Below are 18,127 nucleotides of genomic sequence, written 5' to 3'. Positions count from 1 at the left end.
GCGGAGAGCGGAATGAGAGAGGGCGAAATTCGGTCGAGTCGGCGTTAGCTCGAGGTAAAGAGGCTGCCGACGGCACCGAGGGTCAGCACACCGAAGACGCCGAGCGAGAAGACAACCAGCAACGTGCCGACGAGGACGAGCAGCGGGGCGAGGCCGTCGCCCATCGCGACCTCGGTGAAGAGTTCGTTCATCTCGATGAGATTGTCAACGATGACGTTCAGCGGTGTGACGGTGTCCATGTGCGAGGATTGTTATCGGTGGTACTTGGCCGTGCCGGTCCACCGTCGATCCGACACGTGGCCACCGTAGTCTCCCAGCGGCCCGTCGGAGCTTCTAAATCGCCTTCGTCCGTACGAGGGGATGTGACCGACGACGCATCTCTCTCGGATTTTACCAGTGAAGACGACGAGCGTGACGATGGGAGGACGGTGAGCGGCGACGGTGTCGAAAATGACGGTACCGAGACGAGCCGCGGTAGCAAGGGGGCCCGCGATGGCGAGACCGATTCGGCCACCGAGACTGCCCGCGAGTCCGACCTCGAAATGAAATCCGACCCCGAGACGACAATCCTGTCGACGTTCGCGTGGGGCGAGTACACCTGCGGGCAGTGTGATCGATCGACCGATCGAGTCTGGCGCGGGGACGGAACGCTCGTCTGTCCCGACTGTAAATCGTGGTAGTCGACGGCTACTGCGTCGGAGCGTCCGATCTGTGGACGACTGTGTGCATCGCTCCCAAACATTTATCTTTTCAACGTGGTTCTATAATCGTGCAATGGCGAAAGGTACGGTCGAATTCTTCAACGACACCGGCGGTTACGGATTCATCGACACAGAGGACGCAGACGAGGACGTCTTCTTCCACATGGAAGACATCGGCGGTCCCGACTTAGAAGAGGGCCAAGAGCTGGAGTTCGATATCGTGGAGGCCGAAAAAGGCCCCCGCGCACAGAACGTCGAACGGCTCTGAGGCGGTGTCCAGTAGAGGTATCGTTTTTCGAACGCGACGTCGATAGCGACGCCGCCGCGTGTCGCCTACAGGCCGATCGCGAGCGGGTACGGGAGACGTAACAGTGATACGTACAGTCTCTCGTGTCAGCACAAAGCATATGTTTCGGTGCCGCTGAGTTCGTACTATACCAGCGTCCCCCTCTTCGACCATCCCACTCATCGATGACCGATCGCAATTCACCACCGAACGTCCAGAAACCGGCAGCGTCCGCCGACGATTCCCTCCCAGTGTCAGCCGTTGCAGCGCTCTGTACCGAGATTGAATCGAACGTCTCTCGCGTGATCGTCGGCCACGAGGCGGCGATCGAACACGTCGTCACCGCGATTCTCGGTCGCGGCCACGTCTTGCTCGAGGACGTTCCCGGCGTCGGGAAGACGATGCTCGCCCGGTCGATCGCGACGTCGGTCGACTGTACGTTTCGCCGGGTCCAGTTCACCCCCGACCTGTTGCCGACGGACGTGACGGGCGTCAACGTGTTCAACCAGCAGACCCGCGAGTTCGAGTTCAACGAGGGACCGATCTTCGCCAACATCGTCCTCGGCGACGAAATCAACCGAGCACCGCCGAAGACCCAGGCCGCGTTGCTCGAAGCGATGGAAGAACAGCAGGTGACGATCGACGGCGAGACGCGATCGCTCCCGTCGCCGTTCACCGTCATCGCGACCCAGAACGCCGTCGAACCCAACCAGACCTACGACCTCCCCTTCGCCGAGGTCGATCGGTTCATGAAGAAACTCACGCTCGGCTACCCCGAGCCCGAGCAAGAGGCCGAGTTACTCGGCCGGACGATCGGTGACCATCCGATCGAGTCGCTCGAACCCGTAGCTGACCTCGAGACGCTCGTCCGCGCCCGCAAGACGGTGGCGAACATCACGGTCTCTGAACCCGTCCGCGAGTACGCGACGAAACTGGTAGGGTACACCCGCGAGAACGCCCAGACCGGGGTCAGCCCCCGGGGAACGATCTCACTATTGCGCGCCGCACAGGCGCGTGCCGTCACCGAGGGACGGGCGTACGTCGTTCCCAACGACCTCGTGACGGAGGCACCGTTCGTACTGCCCCATCGAATCAGGACGAATAGCCGGGACCGCGACGGTGGAACCGTCGTCGCACACGCACTCGATCACGTCGCCGTTCCATGAGACTCACGGGCCGCGGCTGGGCGATCCTCCTCGTCATCGCGGGTCTCGTCACGATGAGCTGGTACCACGGCCCGCGCGCACTGAACGCCGTCGTCACTCCCCTGCTGGTCGTGTTGGTCGCCGGCGCGGTCACCGTCTGGCGAGTCGACCGCCCCACGGTCAGGCGCGAGCCGATCGCCAACGGGACCGTCGGAGAGACGCGAACGGTCGCGCTGACGATCGAAACAGCAGGTGCGATTTCGGCGACAGTTCGCGACGCCGTTGGCAACGGGCTCGCCGCAACCGACGCGGGCAGGGCACTGACCCTCGAGGACGAAACCGCGTTTCGCTACGAACTCGCACTCGAAACGCGGGGCGAGAACCGCGTCGGTCCCCTTACGATCAGCGTCGTCGATCTCTTCGGGCTGGTCGAGCAACAGTTTGCCTACGAGGTGACGACACCCGTTCTGGTCTACCCACCGGTCTACGACGTCCGCGGCGGCAACGATCGCGCCCTGGCCCGACTGGTCGAAGCGAGTTCCCGGTTCGATCGCGAGGAGTTCGATCGCCTCCGCGAGTACCAGCGCGGGGATTCGCTGCGGGACGTCCACTGGAAATCCGCAGCGAAACGGCCCGACGACGAACTGGTGGTCACGGAGTACGCCGACGGTGGAAGCGCCGGCTCCGTGACTATCGCCGCCGAGTGCATCCCCGAAAGGACCGACGAGATGGCCGCCGCGGCCGCCAGCGTCGCGGCCTATCTGATCGAGCGGAACGTCCGCGTCGGACTCGAGTTGCCGTCGGACCGACGACAACCCGGATCGAGTGGAGACCACCAGTACGCCCTGCTCGGGGACCTCGCCGTCGTCGACTCGGGCGAACTCGCGGACGACGAACGAGCAAACGCCGACGTGCTCGTCCAGGCGGACGTAAACGGGACGCGGATCGTCGTCGACGAGCAGACGATCCCGTTCGATCAGCTTCGCGGATCGGCCCGTCGCGGCGACGGTCGCCGCGGCGGAAGCGGACGGGAGGATGGTGGCACGTGGCGGGACGATCGCAGCCCGTCGGGGGTGACGGCATGAGCACCGATTCGCGGGAACGATCGGTTGAGCTGAGCACCGGGGGGACGATCGGTCCCGAGACGTTCCGCCTGCTGGCACTCGGCTGCGTGCTGGTGCTCACCGCATCGTACGTGAGCGTACTGCGCGACGTGACCCGCGTCGTCGGCGGCACCGAGACCCTGTTGGTGCTGGTCGGCGCAATGCTGGTCGCGGCGACAGTACTGGCACGAACGATTCGGCCGCGAACGGCAACGACCGGCGCGCTGGCGGCCACTGGCCTCGGCTTTGCCTACTACCTCTCGATGACGGGAGCCGGCGTCGGTGTCGCGGTGTCGGCGGCCGACGAGATCGTCGCAGACACCGTCTCGCTGGTGACCGGCCTGTCGCTTCTTCGGATGGTCGCAGCCGACATCTGGACGCTCGGGTTCGTCCCCGCGCCCGTCTTCCTCTCGTGGTATCTCGCCCTCCGCGGTCGGTACGATCTGAGCGTCGTCTCCGGCGGTGTCGCGTTGCTCTTTCTGGTGTTGACCGGCGACGCCGAGACGGTCGTCACCCTGCTCGGGACCGTCGCAGCGATGGGCGCACTCGGGTTTGGCGAACTCGAACGTCGGGGCGGCTCGATCGCCCAGACGGACCTGTTTGCGGTCCTCGTCGCGGTGATCGTCGCCCTCTCGCTGTCGGTCTCCGTCGTCCCGGGGAGTTCCGCGAGTCCAGCGTTTATCGGGGAAAGCGGGACTGGAACGCTCGAAGGCACGATCGATTCCGCCGACGATCGATCGGGAATCAGCGGCGATGTGGATCTCTCGCCGGAAGTCCGATTCACGGTCGAGTCAAACCAGCCATCGTACTGGCGAACCGGGGTTTACGACCGGTTTACCGGCGACGAGTGGGTCCGGACCGGCCAGACGCAGCAGTACGACGGCAGTATCCCGCCGCCGCCCGGCGATCGCGAGACGGTCAGACAGCACGTCACCGTCGAGACCGAACTGAACGTCATGCCGACCGCACCGGAACCAATCGCACTGGAGGGAGGAGTCACCCGGAACGCGGAGATGTCGGTTCACGGGCAGCCACGGCCTGCGAGCCCGCTGATCGAGGGCGATAGCTACGTCGTCGAGAGCGCGATAATCGACCCCGACCCCGACGAGTTACGAGCCGCCGGCACGGCCTACCCCGACCACGTCGCCGACGGCGAGTATCGCCAGACTCCCGAGAGCGCCTCCGCTGCCTTCGAGGAACGAACCGCCGAGGTGACCGCCGACGCCGACACCCCCTACGACAAAGCCCGCGCGATCGAGACGCACCTGCGGTCAAGCAAAGGCTACTCGCTCGAGGTCGATCGGCCCGAGGGCAACGTCGCCGAGGCGTTCCTGTTCGAGATGGAGGAGGGCTACTGCGTCTACTTTGCGACGACGATGGTCCAGATGCTCCGCACGGAGGGCGTGCCGGCGCGGTACGTCACCGGCTACACGAGCGGCCAGCAGGTCGACGACGACACCCACGTCGTCCGCGGACTGGACGCCCACGCCTGGGTGGAAGTATACTTCCCCGATCACGGCTGGGTCGCCTTCGAGCCGACGCCGGGCGGCGCCCGCGAAGAGACCCACGACGAGTGGCTTCAGGACGCCCGCGACGAGGGACGCGAGGACGTCGATACCGAGGCCAGCGAGGAGGTGCCGGTGACCGACGAAGACGACCGCGAAGAAGACGAACCCGAGGATCCGAACAACGAGACGGACGCCGAGGGCGACCCTCTCGATCGCAACGAGTCCGAGCCGAACCGCGACGAACCGGACGACCCCGAACCCGGCGATCGATCGACCGACGGGATCGACGCCGAATCGGGTGCCGACGACGACGGCGACGACGAGTCCCTCGTCCCGATCGAGGTCACCCGCGAGCTGATGGCGATCGGGCTCTTTCTCCTCGTCGGCGCGGTGGCCGGGGCCCACCGGGCCAACGCACCGACACGACTGCGACGGACGATCGGCCTCTACTGGCAGAGCCGGCGCGGCGACCCGGACGAGGACGCTCGAATCGCATACGGTCGACTCGAACACCTGCTGGCCCGCCAGTACCGTCCGCGCGGGCGCTCCGAATCGCGTCGACAGTATCTGGCGGCGCTTCGAGCCGACCACGAGATCGATCCGCGCACGTCCCGAATCGTCCGCGCCTACGAGCAGGCGACCTACGGCGAAGGCGTCGATCGGGAGCGCGCGGACGAAGCGATCGCGATCGTCGACGACCTGGTTCGCAGCCGGCTTCGGGTGGGCCGCGGGGGCGAGTGAGACGATTCACGCCGATCACCCTCAAAAAGAACCGGGAGACAGCGTGTGGGTCCCGATAGTGTTTAATATGCCCATTTCGTACGGTCGAACGTAATGTCGGAAGTCTGCTCGACGTGCGGGCTGCCCGAGGAACTCTGCGTCTGTGAGGACGTAGCCAAGGGCCAACAACAGCTCAATATCCGCATTGACGAGCGCAGATACGGAAAAGAGGTAACGATCGTCGAAGGATTCGATCCAAAGGATGTCGATCTCGACAGTCTTTCGTCGGATCTTAAATCGAAGTTCGCCTGTGGGGGGACCGTCGAAGACGACCACATCGAACTCCAGGGGAATCATACCGGTCGCATCGAAGATTTCCTTCGGGACCGCGGCTTCAACGTCGCCTGATGCCCGCCATGCGCTGAGACGACTTCCGAACCACGACTCCTCGCGTATCGCACGCTGAGTACGTCGCGGTTTTCCGCGATCGATACTCCTTGAGCCGTCGGCTTGCGGCGAGTCGAAGCGAAAATCGAAATCGAAGTCGAAATCAGAACGGGGATTCGGCGTCGGCAGCGGACTCCTCGTCGGCCGCCTCCTCGGCAACGAGACCGTATTTCATGCCGTACGTTTCGAGGCCGCCCGCCATACTTTCGACTCGCGCGTCGGCGGTACCCTCATACGAGCCGATCAGCCTGGCCGCCTGCACGCTCGCCTCGCCGTGTGGACAGACGGTGACGATGTGGTCGGCACCCTCCAGATCCTCGATACGGCTCGACAGTTCGTGGAACGGAAGGTTCTCGCTGCCGGGAATGTGGCTGTGTTGAAAGCTGCGCTCGTCGCGAATGTCGACGATTCGAACGTCCGCCCCGTTCTCGAGAAGTTGCTGTACCTCCTCGGTGGAGATTTCGCCATCCATTTGGTCGTCATTCGTGCGCCGAGCGAATAAGCACACGGGTCGCTTTCGATCGCCCGGAAGCCGCCCCGACCGCCCCGGTCAGAGCAGACCGTCCGCTCTCGCCAGTAACAGCGCCGTCATCGTCGAGTCGTTGGCCGGCTGTTCGCGAGCTCGATCGAGCGCCTCGTCAATCGGCACCGTCGTCACCGAGAGGAACTCGTTGCTGTCGAGTTCGCGCGCGCCGGGTTCGAGTCCCTCCGCGTAGACGACGGCTCGATCGTGGCGGAGGACGCCGGTCGCGACGGCGTACTCCTGAAGCACGGCGGTACTCGAGGGGCGAAAACCGGTCTCCTCTTCGAGTTCGCGGGCCGCGGCCGTCGTGTAGGATTCTCCGTCTTCGACGATGCCCGCGGGCAATTCGAGGTGCGTTTCACGGATCGTCGGCCGATACTGTTCGACGAAGAGGAGGCGATCTCCGTTCGCACTGTCACCGCCGTCGTCGGAGTCTGTCTCGTCGATCGATCCGGTATCAGCCGTCGCGTCCGCATCGGCGGTGGCGTCGGTATCCACCGTCGCGTTCGAAAGCGAAGCGAGCACGTCGGCGTCGATGCGAGCAACCACGACAACCGCAGGCGGCAGGTCGGCCCAGTAGTAGCGCTTCTCGGTTCCGTCGGGCTGTTCGAGCAGGTCGTATCCGCCGGTGTACCACGGCGTCTCGTACTCGGTCACTTCCTCGCGGAGGGTCCACTCGCTGGCATCGGTCATCGAACGTACGCTGTGGGTCCTGACGTGAAAGCAGTGTGGGTTCGGTCGGAACCCGATCGGGCCTACTCGTCGACGGACTCCCGGTAGAGCCGACCGAACGCCTGCCGGCGCAGCGTCGCGATCGCCGCGCCCTCCTCGTTTTGAAACGTCGCCGCGACGGCCTCGCCCTCGGGCCCGGCGTGCCAGACGACCCGGTCGACGCGCTCGTGGCCGACTGCCGTCACCTCGCCGTCGTAGGTCTCGCGCCAGTCGTCGTACTCCGCTCGAGAACCGACGTGAACTTCGAGCAGACTCGCGAACAGCGCGTCGCGGGCCGTCTCGACGACCTCGCCGGTCACTCGATCGCCGTACTCCTCGCGATCGAACTCCATGGCTTTCGCGACCTCGCGGACGACCGTCTGGGCCGCGGGACCGATCGACTCGTACTGGTCGCGTGCTTCGTCGACCGACTCGAACGTAAACGTCCCAACCGTGTGCATACGCGAGTACTCAGGCGGCGTGGAGTTACCCGTTTTCGTTTGGCGACGCGGAGTTACCCGTTTCGTCCCCGTCACCCTGCGAGTTGTCGCGGTCGGATTCCGCTGCGGCGGAGCCGTCTTCGTGCATCCGTCGGGTCAGTTCCCGGGCCTCTCGAAGGACGCTCTCGGCGTCGCTGGTCATCGCACCGCGGCCGGGCCCACGGGTCTGTCGGGCGAGTTCGTCCTCGAAGGTCGCTCCGTGGTCGTGTCCCGATTCGAATTCGGGCGTTTCGATCTCCCTGGCGTGCTGGCTGACGATCCTGCCGAGATCCTCAGGACCGCGATCGGTCCAGTCGGGGGCGTGTTCGTCGAGCCACTCCCGGTGGTCCTCGCGACCGACCGAGGCGGTGACCGCGAGGTGGTTCGCGAGGTGTTCCGCGTCGGCCTGTTCGGCGTCACAGACCGGGCAGGCGTATCCCATAGCCTGACGTACGTACGCGCAGGGTAAAACGTCCCCGTCCGCGATCGACCGTATCGGAAACACCGGCGGCTGGCGCTTACTCGAGTTTCCGGAGCATCACGATCGCGTCTTCCGCGTCGTCGTAGTACTCCGGGACCCGCCGAAGGGGCTCGAAGCCGAACTCGCAATAGAGGCGTTTCGCGCCGTCGTTGGACTCCCGAACCTCGAGTTTGACGGTGTCGGCCCCGTTCGCGCCGAGGACCGCCATCGCCTGGGCGAGCAGCGCGGAGCCGACTCCCGATCCGCGATGGTCGGGATGGACCGCGATGTCCTTGACGTGACCCAGATCGCGCCCGAAGTTCGGCGTCGCGTCCGCGACGACGTAGCCGACGACCGCGCCGTCGCGGATCGCGACCAAGAAGGCAGGTTCACCGAGGAAGCGATCGAACGCCTCGTAGGGCCAGGGTTGGGAGAACGACGCGTTCTCGATGCGAATGACCGCGAGCAGGTCCGCGCGCTCTGCGGGCCGGATCGACAGCCCGCCGGTTCCGTCCGAATCAGACACCGAGAACGTCACACTCGGGGGTACACACCGAGCGATAAAAACAGTACGCGTCAGGACCTCAGATCGGTGCCAGTGTGGTTGGTCGACTCGCCGGGTAATCATAGGGATTATCGTAGGAGTTCATAGCTTTCCCACGAAGAACCGAGAGACCACATCGAAGGACGGGCTTCGAAACCTCCGGTTGGCTATGATAATCCCTATCAGATCGGATCGTCTGACACGCCCATCGAACGCCGGACGGACCGCATTCGACAACAACACTAACCACGCATACCGGGCTTTTTTGCCGTAGAATCGCGCTCGCCGTACGACGACCTCCGTCAGTCACCCGACGCGGGCCGATCTCGCGATCGAATACCTACCCAGACGGTGAGCGACGGCGATGATCCGCTGAATCTCCCGCGGCGATGACCCCTCGTGGTCCCCCGTTGGCGATCGCAGCCAGAAACTCGGTCAGTCCCCGTCACCGGTTCGGACGAGATCAGCCGGAGTCACACACCTCGTCATGCCAGCGGCTTCGATATCAGCAGGGTGCTCGACGCGGCCGAGCGACGATGGACACGCCCTCACAGTCACGTCCCCGCGGTGTCTGAGGTAGCGGCATGACTCACCTGTAAGACAGAGCAGGGGTATCGCTTGCGGGCGAAGCGTTACTTAAGCCGTTTCCGCCCAACAGAGAGATAATGACCGACGTAGTCGAATGTAAACCGGAGCCGTCCGAACAAGAAGCAGCCGAACGCGACGATGCCCACCTCGACGACATCGAGGAAGGCGCCGGTTGCACGGAGATCTGGGAGCATCTTGCCGAACAGCGCGACGAGTAAGTCGAGATATTCGCCATAGTAGCGACTTTTTTGCCCCCGAGGCTCCTACCGAACGCCATGACCGACAATCGGCCCGGTAATCGCAGGGGCCGCGACGAACACGGCCGATCGATTCCAACGGATCGGGAGTCCCCGGTTGGGGAACCCGTCATCCGGGGCGACGAATCGGTCACTGGCCCACACGCTCGCGAGGCCGTCCAGTTCGATCCCGACGACCCCGACAGCCTCGCGGACGCTGCCGAAACCGTTCGGCAGTTCGCCAGCGGCGAAACCGCCGGCGACCACCTGTACATGCTCCGCGGTGCTGCCGCCTGTGCCGCGCTCGTCCGCGGCGAAGGCTCCTACAAGGCCGCCGCCGAGCGAGCGGGCGATGACACAACTGTGTCGTTCATCCGGAAGTGGGCCCGCGTCCACGACCTCCCGCGATCGGTCCGCAAGCAGGTCGCGCTGGGGCAGATCGCACCGACCACCGCCAAGCACATCGCTCGCGTCGGCGGCGAAGAGCGACTACTGCTGGCCTGGGCAACCCTCGACGGCGATCTCACCGTCCGCGACGTCCGCAGTGCCGCAAGCGCTATCAACGACGGGACGCCGATCGAACGGGCACTCGGGAATCAGAACGTGGCTCTCGGCCAGTTCGAGGTAACGCTTCCTCCAGAGACCTACCGCGACCTTCGACAGCGCGCCTCGATCGAAAACGTCGATCCTGGCGAGCTCATCGCAGAAGCCCTCGAAAATTACTTCGACTGACACGAACTGCTGTACGCCAATTCCGACGTAGCCGCGATCTATCCACGGTTTCACCGGTCCATGGGTCAGCAGACCCGGACGAATCGCCAGCCAACCCGTCTGTGGCGCATCCCCAGACGATACCAGCGTGCACGGGGCAATCGAGAAAGAAACGTTTAACCGCTACTCCCCGATAGTACAATTCGCAGGGCCGGTAGCTCAGTCTGGCAGAGCGTCTGGCTTTTAACCAGACGGTCGCGTGTTCAAATCGCGCCCGGCCCGCTTTTGCCACGAGTAAATTCGCGAGTGGCAAAGCGGTCACGAACGATTTGAACGCAGGGAACGAACCAGTTTAGCACCTCTTTCAAAAATAATATATAGCCGTCATATGATTCGACATCGAACAATAGTAATGTGAATTTTACTCAAAATAACCTCGGACGATCGGATTAGTGTCGGTTAGTAGTTTTCACTGAAAACGAGGCGTATTATAATAATATTGATGTTGTTTCAGACCAAAATTGGCAATATAGTGGGTTTTTCCACAGAAATAGTTGAAAGTGAGAACAGATAGCCATTGCAGTCGACGAGGAACGAGTCCCGGAGAAAACGTGGTTTTCAGTCGGTTTGTACGGAGGTATAGCGACGAGACCGACACACGGTCGTCCAAAAACGATGACGTCGAGAACCACTGTTGGATTTGGTTTACCATAATAGACACAATACTATATCCCCGCAACTATTATCGGCATTATTATATCTACCAAGAGTAGTCTCGCATCGAGGGAACACATTGCGTTCTGTGAGGAACAGCTTGCAAACTGCTCAACAACGACGCTGTCCACTCGAAGGAGGAACGCATCGCTGGCTATTTGAAGGAGGTACACAGCGCTGGCTACCCGAGCGAAGTGCTGGATTTCGCTTGAGGCGCGTTCGACGATCGGTAACGGTGGCAACTTGGATGTCTCGAAAACCGGCGGCTCCTCACCATCGACGGACCAGGAGGGGGTCGTTTCGAAAGACGGGGAGTTACAGTATGAGGGTCGTGTTGAACCTAGATGATCGAGCTACCGTTTCACGACCGAGTGACGGCACCTTGACACCGGTTGCGTCAGTTCCGAGAGCGGGTTAGGGAAGATCTCGAACGAACAGATCGCCGTCGTCGCGTTCGACGGCGACCGACGGGAGTGACGTGTCTTCGACAGTGAGACAGGCACCCGTTTCCGGATCGAACTCCCAGCGGTGATTCGGACACATGAGTGTGTTATCCTCGTACGCTTTGACGCGGCCGCGCTGGTGCGGACAGACCGCGCTGTACAGCACCGCCTGACCGTCGTCACGTTCGTACAACACGTACCGCCCGCCGTCGATCGTCACGACGCGGGGCGTCTCGTCGAGCAGCGATTCTGGGCCGACTTCGATCATTCGTTCGAGAGACTGGACGCGAACGGATTAGGTGTTCCGTTCTCGAAGACCTGGGTCGCGAGCGACGGACCGATCTTTCGGTCGAGCGTGGAGGCTCCGCTATCGACACGCTGATTTACCAGTTGGACTTACGCCGACTACATGGCCGGTTTACGTCGTCGCGTGTTCGCCGTCTGGCGAGAGACGATCTCGCTCTCGTGGCCGATCGCGGTCCAGGAGACGTTGAGTACGCTGATGCGAACGGTGGACATCATTATCACCGGCCTCTTCTCGCCCGCAGCGGTCGCCGCGGTCGGCATCGCGGACCTGTACGGACAGATCCCGATGCGGATCGGTTCCGGCCTCGGTGCCGGAGCGATCGCTCTCTCGAGCCAGGACACGGGCCGGGGAGCGGAGTTGACGCGAAACCGCGCGATCACGCAGGCGGTCCTCCTCGGAGCCCTTGCCGGCCTCCCGCTCGTCGTCTTGGGCTACCTGCTCGGCAACCTGGCGATTTCGATACTCGGAGCTTCGAGTGAGGTGGTTCGCATCGGCGGCCAGTACCTGATGATCATCTTCGCCGCCGCACCGATGCGGATCGTCGCGCTAACCGGATCGCGAGCGCTCCAGGGGACAGGGGACACGGTGACACCGATGTACGTCAACGCCAGCTCGAATGCAGCAAACATCGTCCTCTCGATCGGACTGGGACTCGGCGTGTGGGCGTTCCCGGAACTCGGCGTCGCCGGTGTCGCGCTCGCGACCGCGATCAGTCGAACTGGCGAAGCTGTCGCGATACTGCTGGCCATCGCGAGCCCACGAACGGAACTGAGCTTCGCCAGACCGTCGGATCTGACGATTACCCGGCAACTGCTGGCCGTCTCGATTCCAAACATCGCCGAGGGGATGACCACGTCGGTCGCGAGCTACCCGTTCAACGCACTGCTGCTCGTCTTCGGAACCGAGGTGAACGCCGCCTACCACATCGCACGGCGCATCTACCACCAGACGACCGGGCCGCTGTATCGCGCCTACGGTGTCGCCGCGAGCATCATCGTCGGACAGACCCTCGGTGAAGGCGACGCCGATCGGGCGCGGTTCTCGGGACTCGCAATTACGGCCTTCGGCATACTCACCCTCGGAGTCGCCGGCATCACGCTTTTTTCGATCGCAGAGACCATCGCGTCGGTGTTCTCGAACGATCCGACCACGATCGCCTACGCGACAGCGTTTACGCAGGTCTACGGCATCATGTTGTTTTTCGTCGGGATTTTCTTCCCGATTGCGGGCGCACTCCGCGGCGCCGGAGACACCAAGACGCCGTTTTACGCCAGACTCACCGGGACGTTCGGATTTATGCTCGGATTTTCCTATCTGACCGCGATCGTCCTCGACTACGGCCTGCTCGGAATCTACGCCGGCATGACGCTGACGTACGTCTGGTGGGCGCTCGTCGTCTCGGCAGGCTTCCTGTGGGGCGACTGGGCGACCAAAGCCGAAACGATGATGGCCGAACGGGCCGCATCCTCGGACTGAGCGATCGCTCAGTTGGGTTTCGTCGACACAGCGATGGACCCGTGAATCGAATCCGAACTGTATGTTACCGGGACGACTACGACGAGGTCGTCTTCAATTCGATGAGAAAGCCGAACGGGTCGCGGACGTAGACTGCGGGTGCCCGACCGGTCGCGCCGAGTGGGTTCCCAGCGCGTTCGATCTCGATCTCGGCTCGTTCGAGTCGGTCTTCGATATCGTCGATCGGTTCGTCGACCACGATCGCAAAATGATCGAACCCCTCGCCGTCCGGCGGCGAGAACGAGTCGACCGGTCGCACGTGAACGATAGCGCGATCGTTGAGGCGAAACGAGAAAATCGTTCGCTCACCGTCGCGGTACGCGTCGAGGTTTTCGGGTTCGAAGCCGAGACCGTCGCGGTAGAACGCGATGGCGTCGTCGACTCCGTCGCTCGGAATGCGGATATTGACGTGATCGATGGCTACGGCATCCATACCACACGTTCGTTCGGTAGCCGCAAAAAACGGCCGGTTGCGGCAGCGTTGGGGGTTGATCCCGAGGTGGCGATCGATGACATCGTCGTTCTCCGAGAAACAGGCGAAATAGCCTTCGTAACTGTCGAACGCTTTTCGGTTCAGGTCGCCTCGCTCCACCAACCGGTGATTTCGCAACTGGTGAAACCAGATCAGTCGATTAAGTAACGTACTTAGTTCGTTATTGTCTTTTTACGACATTGGAAATAAAAAGATGTGACTTGGCTGAGGGTGGGAAAACCCCCATCTATTTACAACATTCTTTCGTTATGGATTGGGCGAGACATCCCGTCGGATGTGCGGATCGACAGACGCAGGAAACAGTGGGACGGATACGAGCGTTCCTCGGTCTCGAGGAGCCACACCGTGAAGCTGGAACTATTTGCACACCGATCGGATCGCCAGTATCGAAAACACGTTTATTTCCGGTCTGCGAACAAACGGGTACTGGAATGACAGCTACTACTCTCGAAACGACTGACGTCGCCATCGTCGGCGCTGGCATGGCAGGGCTCGTGGCAGGCGTCCGAGCGACGGAACTTGGGGCGGACGTAATCGTCCTCGAAAAAGGGTCCCGTCCCGGCGGCTCGATGTATCTCTCCGCCGGACTCGTCTGGTCCTACGAAACGATCGAGGAAGCACGCGAAAACGTCCCGAACGGCGATCCCGACCTCCAGCGGACGATCGTCGAAGGACTCGATCCGGCCTTCGAGTGGCTCGAATCCAGAGGCGCAACCGTTCGCGAACCACCGGTCGAACTGCCGACCGGAGATACAGTCGTCGCGCCGACTCCCGGCGCGAACTGCGGCAAGATCGAGCCTGAGGAGGTTACGCAACTCATGCGCGAACAGATCGAGGACAGCGGGAACGACGTGCGCGTCGAGACGCCGATGACCGGACTTCGAACCGATGACGGGACGATCTCCGGCGTCGACGCGACCGGTCCGGGCGGCGATCGGGTCGCGGTCGACGCCGACGCGGTGATCCTCGCAACTGGCGGGTTTCAGGGGAGCGAGCGGCTCCTCCAGGAGTACGTCACGCCGGCGATCGAGAACCTCTGGCTGCGCGCGAACCCCTGGAGCACCGGCGACGGTCTCGAAGCCGCTCGCGACGTCGGCGCGAAAACGACCGGCGGGATGGGCACGTTCTACGGTCACAACCTGGCCGCGCCGCCAGCCAGGGTCACGCCCGACCGATTCCTCGATCTGACCCAGTACTACGGCCCGTTCGCCGTCGCCCTCGACGAAGACGGGAAGCGGTTTACCGACGAATCCGAGTCCGATCTCGAGCACACGCTCGCCCAGGACACCGCCCGCGAAGCCGGTGGCCGGGCCTTCTACGTCCTCGACGCCGACCTCTACGACGACGACGTGTTCAGCATGGGTCACATCGGAACGATCATCGAACGCTCTGCCGACCGCGGAGCGGAGGTACTCCGTGCCGACTCGTTCGACGAACTCGAAGACGCCTTCTACGCGGCAGGCGTCGACGGAACGACGGCGATCGAGACGCTCGAGCGGTACAACGAGGCCGTCCGTGCGGGTCGGGCCGATCGGCTCGCCCCGCCGCGGACCGATCACCAGCGAACCGTCGAAACGGCACCGTTTTACGCAGTCCCTGTCCAGCCGGGGATCACGTTCACGATGGGCGGCATCGCAGTCGACGAGAACGCGCGCGTGATCCACGAACGGCAAAGTCCGTCGACGCTTTTCGCGTACGACGGGCACGACGAATCACTCGAGGACGCGACGGTTCCAGGACTGTACGCGGCGGGAGTCGACATCGGTGGCGTGAATAACCGTCACTACATGGGCGGGCTCGCGAACGCGCTCGTCTTCGGCCGGATCGCGGCGGAAAATGCGGTCGCGGAAGCGACCGACGGCAGCTAACCGTCGGGAGAGAACGGTAACCGATCGATAACCGAATAATAAAACGATCGAGACGGTCTAGAGGTCGGTACCGCCCGCTGGCTCGTCCGCACCTCGGATCGACAGCCCGCTGTCGGCTTCGATAATCGTCCCGGTCGAAGCCCGAGCGTTTTCCTCGGAGGCGAGCAACACGTAGTAGCCGGCGTACTCCTCGGCCTCGGGGATCCGCAGTGGGTACCGTTTGTCGATCTCCTCGGGGTCCGCCGAACTCTCGCCCTGACCGAGCGCGTCGACGCCCGAGAGGTTCGTGGGACTGTACCCCGGTCCGACGCCGTTGACCCGGATCTTTGGCGAGAGTTCGTAGGCCAGTTGTCGGATGATACCCGCGATGGCGTGTTTCGACGGCGTGTACACGATCCCGCCCGTCGCGGGGTAGAAACTCGAGTACGACGCCGTGAACACCATACAGCCCTCCGTCTCGAGGAGTTCGGGCACCGCGGCTTTCGCCCCGAGCATGTAGCCCAGAACGTTCACCCGGAACAGCTCCTCGAAGGCCGTCTCGAGTTCGTCCGGTTCGAGATCGACGAGATGAACCGCATCGTCGAAGATGCCGGCGTTGCCGACGAAGACGTCGAGCTTCCCGAAGCGATCGACCGTCTCCTCGACGGCTCGTTCGTTGTCCTCGAACTGCGAAACGTCCCCCTGGACGGCGTGGACCGACTCGTCGAACGCCTCGTTCAGTTCCGCGACCCGATCGCCGGCGAGTTCGAGGACGCCGACGGTCGCGCCCTCCTCGACGTAGCGCTCGACGACTGCACGACCGATACCGGAGCCACCCCCCGTGACGAGCGCCGTCTTACCCTCGAGCCAGCCCATCCTACGATCCCTCTTCGAGGAACGTCTTCGTCGGCTCGACGCCGCCCCAGGTGGAGACGGTGTTCGATTCCCGATCGATCTCGCGCACGCCGGTTTCCGCGTCCGGATCGACCGTCGCCATCTCCGCAGTCAGTTCGATTCGGTTTCCGCCCGGTCCCCAGAAGTACGCAAAGAGGTTCCCTCCCGCGTTGTGTCGGCTCGGACCGATCTCGAGTTCGTAGCCGTTGCTCGCTAGCTGGTCCAGAAACGACTTCATGTGGTCGAAGGACTCGAGCTGGAAGGCGAGGTGGTGGAGCGTGTAAACCACGTCGTTCGCGGTGGAGATGCCGACGTCGTGGTGGAATCGTCCGTGACGAAGCCACGCCTGAATCGAAAAGCCCGACTCGCCAATAATCTTGTCGGAAACCATGAAATCGAGGTGGTCGGTGAGGAACTCCATGTCCGCGTCGACGTCGTAGGACATGAGGTTGATATGGTCGAGGTCCCGTGGCGTCACCGCGTGGCGGTCCGCCGCGGGTTTGACCGGGTGGTGGTAGGACGCGTCTTCGACCGTTACGAGTTCCATATCTACCTCGCTCGGCAGCGTGAATCTGATCCCGTCTTTCTGTCCAGGTTCGTCGTTCCTTCGCTCGACGTCGACGCCCGCTTCCTCGAGTCGGCTCTCGTAGGCGTCGAGTTCGTCGTCGGTCACCCTGATCGCGAAGTGTTCGACGCCGGTCTTCCCCTCGACCAGTCCGAGGTCGTAGTTCTCGTCGAGTCCGCAGCCGAGGTAGACGACGCCGTCTCGCCGGTCCAGTTCGGCGAGACCGACGACGTCGGTGTAGAATTCGACCGCTTCGTCGAGATCCGTTACTTCCAGTACCGCGTGTTCTATCTTTTTAACTCCTGACATAGGTTTTGCTGTGACTGTGTCTCTGCATGTTCGGTTCACCGACCGGAATCGTTCCGAATCGGGCGCGGTGCGTGCTGGTCGTCGGCGCGTCGACGACGGACGCCGACGTGAAACGAACGGGTGACGAGAACCGATCGCTGGCTCGCCTCATCAGTGGTGGTGATCGTCTTCCGGACCGAACGGCTCCTCGAGGAACGCCGTGAACGTCTCGTGATCCTGAATCGTGAGCCACTCGAGTTCGTCGACCGAGAGCGTGATCTCGTGACCGAGTTTCGGCGCAGTGAGGTGAACCGCGTCGTCGTCGACGCGCTCGACGATCACCTGGCCGTACTCGTTGGAGATCATCAACTCCGTCGCCTCGGTCTCGCCGGTTGTGGCCGTCGCGTCCGCCACGTCGCGCCGGTCGACGCTCGCGGCCCGGTCGGCCATGACAGCGGATTCCTGCCACGTGACGCTCTCGAGTGCCACCGCGTCGAGACGAATCGTCTCGTCGGTGGCCGTCGACTCGAACCGGAGCCGTTCGCCGCGGGGCGTGTGGACCTTCTGAATCGTGACTCGTCGGCCATCGTCGGCCGTCACGGAAAGCGGATCGCCGGTGGAGCGAATTCGTGCCATGGTCAGAAGAACACCGAGATGTTCTTGGTCGGCAAGACGGTGTGGTCGAGGTTGATATCCCGCTCGGCCAGTTTCAGTTCGCCGTCGACGTGGCGCAACACGTCCTGGCGCTCGGCCGAGAGAAGGGTTCCCTCGGCGTCCTCACCCTGTGCCTGGAACAACAACAGGTTATTTTTCACCGAGAGTTCGTCGCCGTCGACGTCGCCGACGCGAACGTTCGTAATGAAGTGACGGGTTCGCGACGGCGGATCCTCCGACCAGGC

General features: G+C 63.0%; 22 protein-coding genes and 1 tRNA gene. 11 read left to right on the top strand and 12 right to left on the bottom strand.

Annotated features, from left to right (window positions below):
- Positions 1-44: 44 nt before the first annotated feature.
- Positions 45-239, bottom strand: coding sequence for a DUF8024 family protein (locus AC6I6L_RS00115; RefSeq protein ID WP_497915686.1), 195 nt, complete (start codon positions 237-239; stop codon positions 45-47).
- A gap of 123 nt (positions 240-362) precedes the next feature.
- Between AC6I6L_RS00115 and AC6I6L_RS00110 the strand changes: the two genes are divergently transcribed.
- The 6 genes from AC6I6L_RS00110 to yciH all read left to right on the top strand — a co-directional run bounded on the left by AC6I6L_RS00110 (position 363) and on the right by yciH (position 5,871).
- A complete protein-coding gene (locus tag AC6I6L_RS00110) occupies positions 363-680 on the top strand; it encodes a DUF7573 domain-containing protein (protein WP_497915685.1) in 318 nt (105 codons plus the stop codon).
- A gap of 94 nt (positions 681-774) precedes the next feature.
- Complete coding sequence (locus AC6I6L_RS00105) at positions 775-969, top strand: cold-shock protein (RefSeq protein ID WP_497915684.1); 195 nt, start codon at positions 775-777, stop codon at positions 967-969.
- 203 nt (positions 970-1,172) lie between these two features.
- Positions 1,173-2,153 carry an AAA family ATPase gene (locus AC6I6L_RS00100; protein WP_497915683.1) on the top strand — a complete coding sequence of 327 codons (981 nt, stop codon included), beginning with the start codon at positions 1,173-1,175 and terminating at the stop codon, positions 2,151-2,153.
- Positions 2,150-3,217, top strand: coding sequence for a DUF58 domain-containing protein (locus AC6I6L_RS00095; protein ID WP_497915682.1), 1,068 nt, complete (start codon positions 2,150-2,152; stop codon positions 3,215-3,217). The genes AC6I6L_RS00100 and AC6I6L_RS00095 overlap by 4 nt, the downstream gene beginning before the upstream one ends.
- Complete coding sequence (locus AC6I6L_RS00090) at positions 3,214-5,484, top strand: transglutaminase TgpA family protein (protein ID WP_497915681.1); 2,271 nt, start codon at positions 3,214-3,216, stop codon at positions 5,482-5,484. Before AC6I6L_RS00095 ends, AC6I6L_RS00090 begins: the two co-directional genes overlap by 4 nt.
- Before the next feature lie 93 nt (positions 5,485-5,577).
- Positions 5,578-5,871 (top strand): stress response translation initiation inhibitor YciH, encoded by a 294-nt coding sequence (yciH, locus tag AC6I6L_RS00085; RefSeq protein ID WP_006065982.1) that lies wholly within the window; start codon positions 5,578-5,580, stop codon positions 5,869-5,871.
- 142 nt (positions 5,872-6,013) lie between these two features.
- Here the strand turns inward: yciH and AC6I6L_RS00080 are convergent, their stop codons facing one another.
- The 5 genes from AC6I6L_RS00080 to rimI all read right to left on the bottom strand — a co-directional run bounded on the left by AC6I6L_RS00080 (position 6,014) and on the right by rimI (position 8,621).
- Complete coding sequence (locus AC6I6L_RS00080) at positions 6,014-6,382, bottom strand: rhodanese-like domain-containing protein (protein ID WP_497915680.1); 369 nt, start codon at positions 6,380-6,382, stop codon at positions 6,014-6,016.
- Between the two features lie 78 nt (positions 6,383-6,460).
- A complete protein-coding gene (locus AC6I6L_RS00075; protein WP_497915679.1) occupies positions 6,461-7,126 on the bottom strand; it encodes an NUDIX hydrolase in 666 nt (221 codons plus the stop codon).
- A 62-nt stretch (positions 7,127-7,188) separates the two neighbouring features.
- Positions 7,189-7,605 (bottom strand): DUF5809 family protein, encoded by a 417-nt coding sequence (locus AC6I6L_RS00070; RefSeq protein ID WP_497915678.1) that lies wholly within the window; start codon positions 7,603-7,605, stop codon positions 7,189-7,191.
- A gap of 25 nt (positions 7,606-7,630) precedes the next feature.
- The gene (locus tag AC6I6L_RS00065) at positions 7,631-8,065 is read right to left on the bottom strand and encodes a DUF5810 domain-containing protein (protein ID WP_497915677.1); all 435 of its coding nucleotides are present in this window, start codon (positions 8,063-8,065) and stop codon (positions 7,631-7,633) included.
- A gap of 76 nt (positions 8,066-8,141) precedes the next feature.
- On the bottom strand, positions 8,142-8,621 hold the full coding sequence (rimI, locus tag AC6I6L_RS00060) for a ribosomal protein S18-alanine N-acetyltransferase (RefSeq protein WP_497915676.1): 480 nt from the start codon (positions 8,619-8,621) through the stop codon (positions 8,142-8,144).
- 671 nt (positions 8,622-9,292) lie between these two features.
- On the opposite strand from rimI, the gene AC6I6L_RS00055 reads away from it, so the two are divergent.
- The 3 genes from AC6I6L_RS00055 (at position 9,293) to AC6I6L_RS00045 (ending at position 10,444) form a co-directional block, all read left to right on the top strand.
- On the top strand, positions 9,293-9,433 hold the full coding sequence (locus AC6I6L_RS00055) for a DUF8595 family protein (protein ID WP_497915675.1): 141 nt from the start codon (positions 9,293-9,295) through the stop codon (positions 9,431-9,433).
- Positions 9,434-9,490: 57 nt separating this feature from the next.
- The gene (locus AC6I6L_RS00050) at positions 9,491-10,183 is read left to right on the top strand and encodes a DUF7119 family protein (protein WP_497915674.1); all 693 of its coding nucleotides are present in this window, start codon (positions 9,491-9,493) and stop codon (positions 10,181-10,183) included.
- A gap of 187 nt (positions 10,184-10,370) precedes the next feature.
- Positions 10,371-10,444: transfer RNA gene (locus AC6I6L_RS00045), tRNA-Lys, on the top strand.
- 846 nt (positions 10,445-11,290) lie between these two features.
- Here the strand turns inward: AC6I6L_RS00045 and AC6I6L_RS00040 are convergent.
- On the bottom strand, positions 11,291-11,587 hold the full coding sequence (locus AC6I6L_RS00040; RefSeq protein WP_497915673.1) for a Rieske (2Fe-2S) protein: 297 nt from the start codon (positions 11,585-11,587) through the stop codon (positions 11,291-11,293).
- Between the two features lie 141 nt (positions 11,588-11,728).
- On the opposite strand from AC6I6L_RS00040, the gene AC6I6L_RS00035 reads away from it, so the two are divergent.
- Positions 11,729-13,102 (top strand): MATE family efflux transporter, encoded by a 1,374-nt coding sequence (locus AC6I6L_RS00035; protein ID WP_497915672.1) that lies wholly within the window; start codon positions 11,729-11,731, stop codon positions 13,100-13,102.
- A 76-nt stretch (positions 13,103-13,178) separates the two neighbouring features.
- Here the strand turns inward: AC6I6L_RS00035 and AC6I6L_RS00030 are convergent, their stop codons facing one another.
- Positions 13,179-13,574 carry a VOC family protein gene (locus AC6I6L_RS00030; protein WP_497915671.1) on the bottom strand — a complete coding sequence of 132 codons (396 nt, stop codon included), beginning with the start codon at positions 13,572-13,574 and terminating at the stop codon, positions 13,179-13,181.
- Between the two features lie 491 nt (positions 13,575-14,065).
- Between AC6I6L_RS00030 and AC6I6L_RS00025 the strand changes: the two genes are divergently transcribed.
- Positions 14,066-15,502 (top strand): FAD-dependent oxidoreductase, encoded by a 1,437-nt coding sequence (locus AC6I6L_RS00025; RefSeq protein ID WP_497915670.1) that lies wholly within the window; start codon positions 14,066-14,068, stop codon positions 15,500-15,502.
- A gap of 57 nt (positions 15,503-15,559) precedes the next feature.
- Here the strand turns inward: AC6I6L_RS00025 and hcaB are convergent, their stop codons facing one another.
- The 4 genes from hcaB to AC6I6L_RS00005 form a co-directional block, all read right to left on the bottom strand.
- Positions 15,560-16,357 (bottom strand): 3-(cis-5,6-dihydroxycyclohexa-1,3-dien-1-yl)propanoate dehydrogenase, encoded by a 798-nt coding sequence (gene hcaB, locus AC6I6L_RS00020; RefSeq protein ID WP_497915669.1) that lies wholly within the window; start codon positions 16,355-16,357, stop codon positions 15,560-15,562.
- A 1-nt stretch (position 16,358) separates the two neighbouring features.
- Positions 16,359-17,249 (bottom strand): VOC family protein, encoded by an 891-nt coding sequence (locus tag AC6I6L_RS00015; protein WP_497915668.1) that lies wholly within the window; start codon positions 17,247-17,249, stop codon positions 16,359-16,361.
- A gap of 150 nt (positions 17,250-17,399) precedes the next feature.
- On the bottom strand, positions 17,400-17,864 hold the full coding sequence (locus AC6I6L_RS00010) for a hypothetical protein (protein ID WP_497915667.1): 465 nt from the start codon (positions 17,862-17,864) through the stop codon (positions 17,400-17,402).
- Positions 17,865-17,866: 2 nt separating this feature from the next.
- A partial coding sequence (locus tag AC6I6L_RS00005; protein ID WP_497915666.1) for an aromatic-ring-hydroxylating dioxygenase subunit beta occupies positions 17,867-18,127 on the bottom strand: 261 nt, incomplete at its 5' end.

Source organism: Halosolutus sp. DAT137, assembly GCF_059736405.1.
This window is presented reverse-complemented; position numbering and strand designations above follow the sequence as displayed.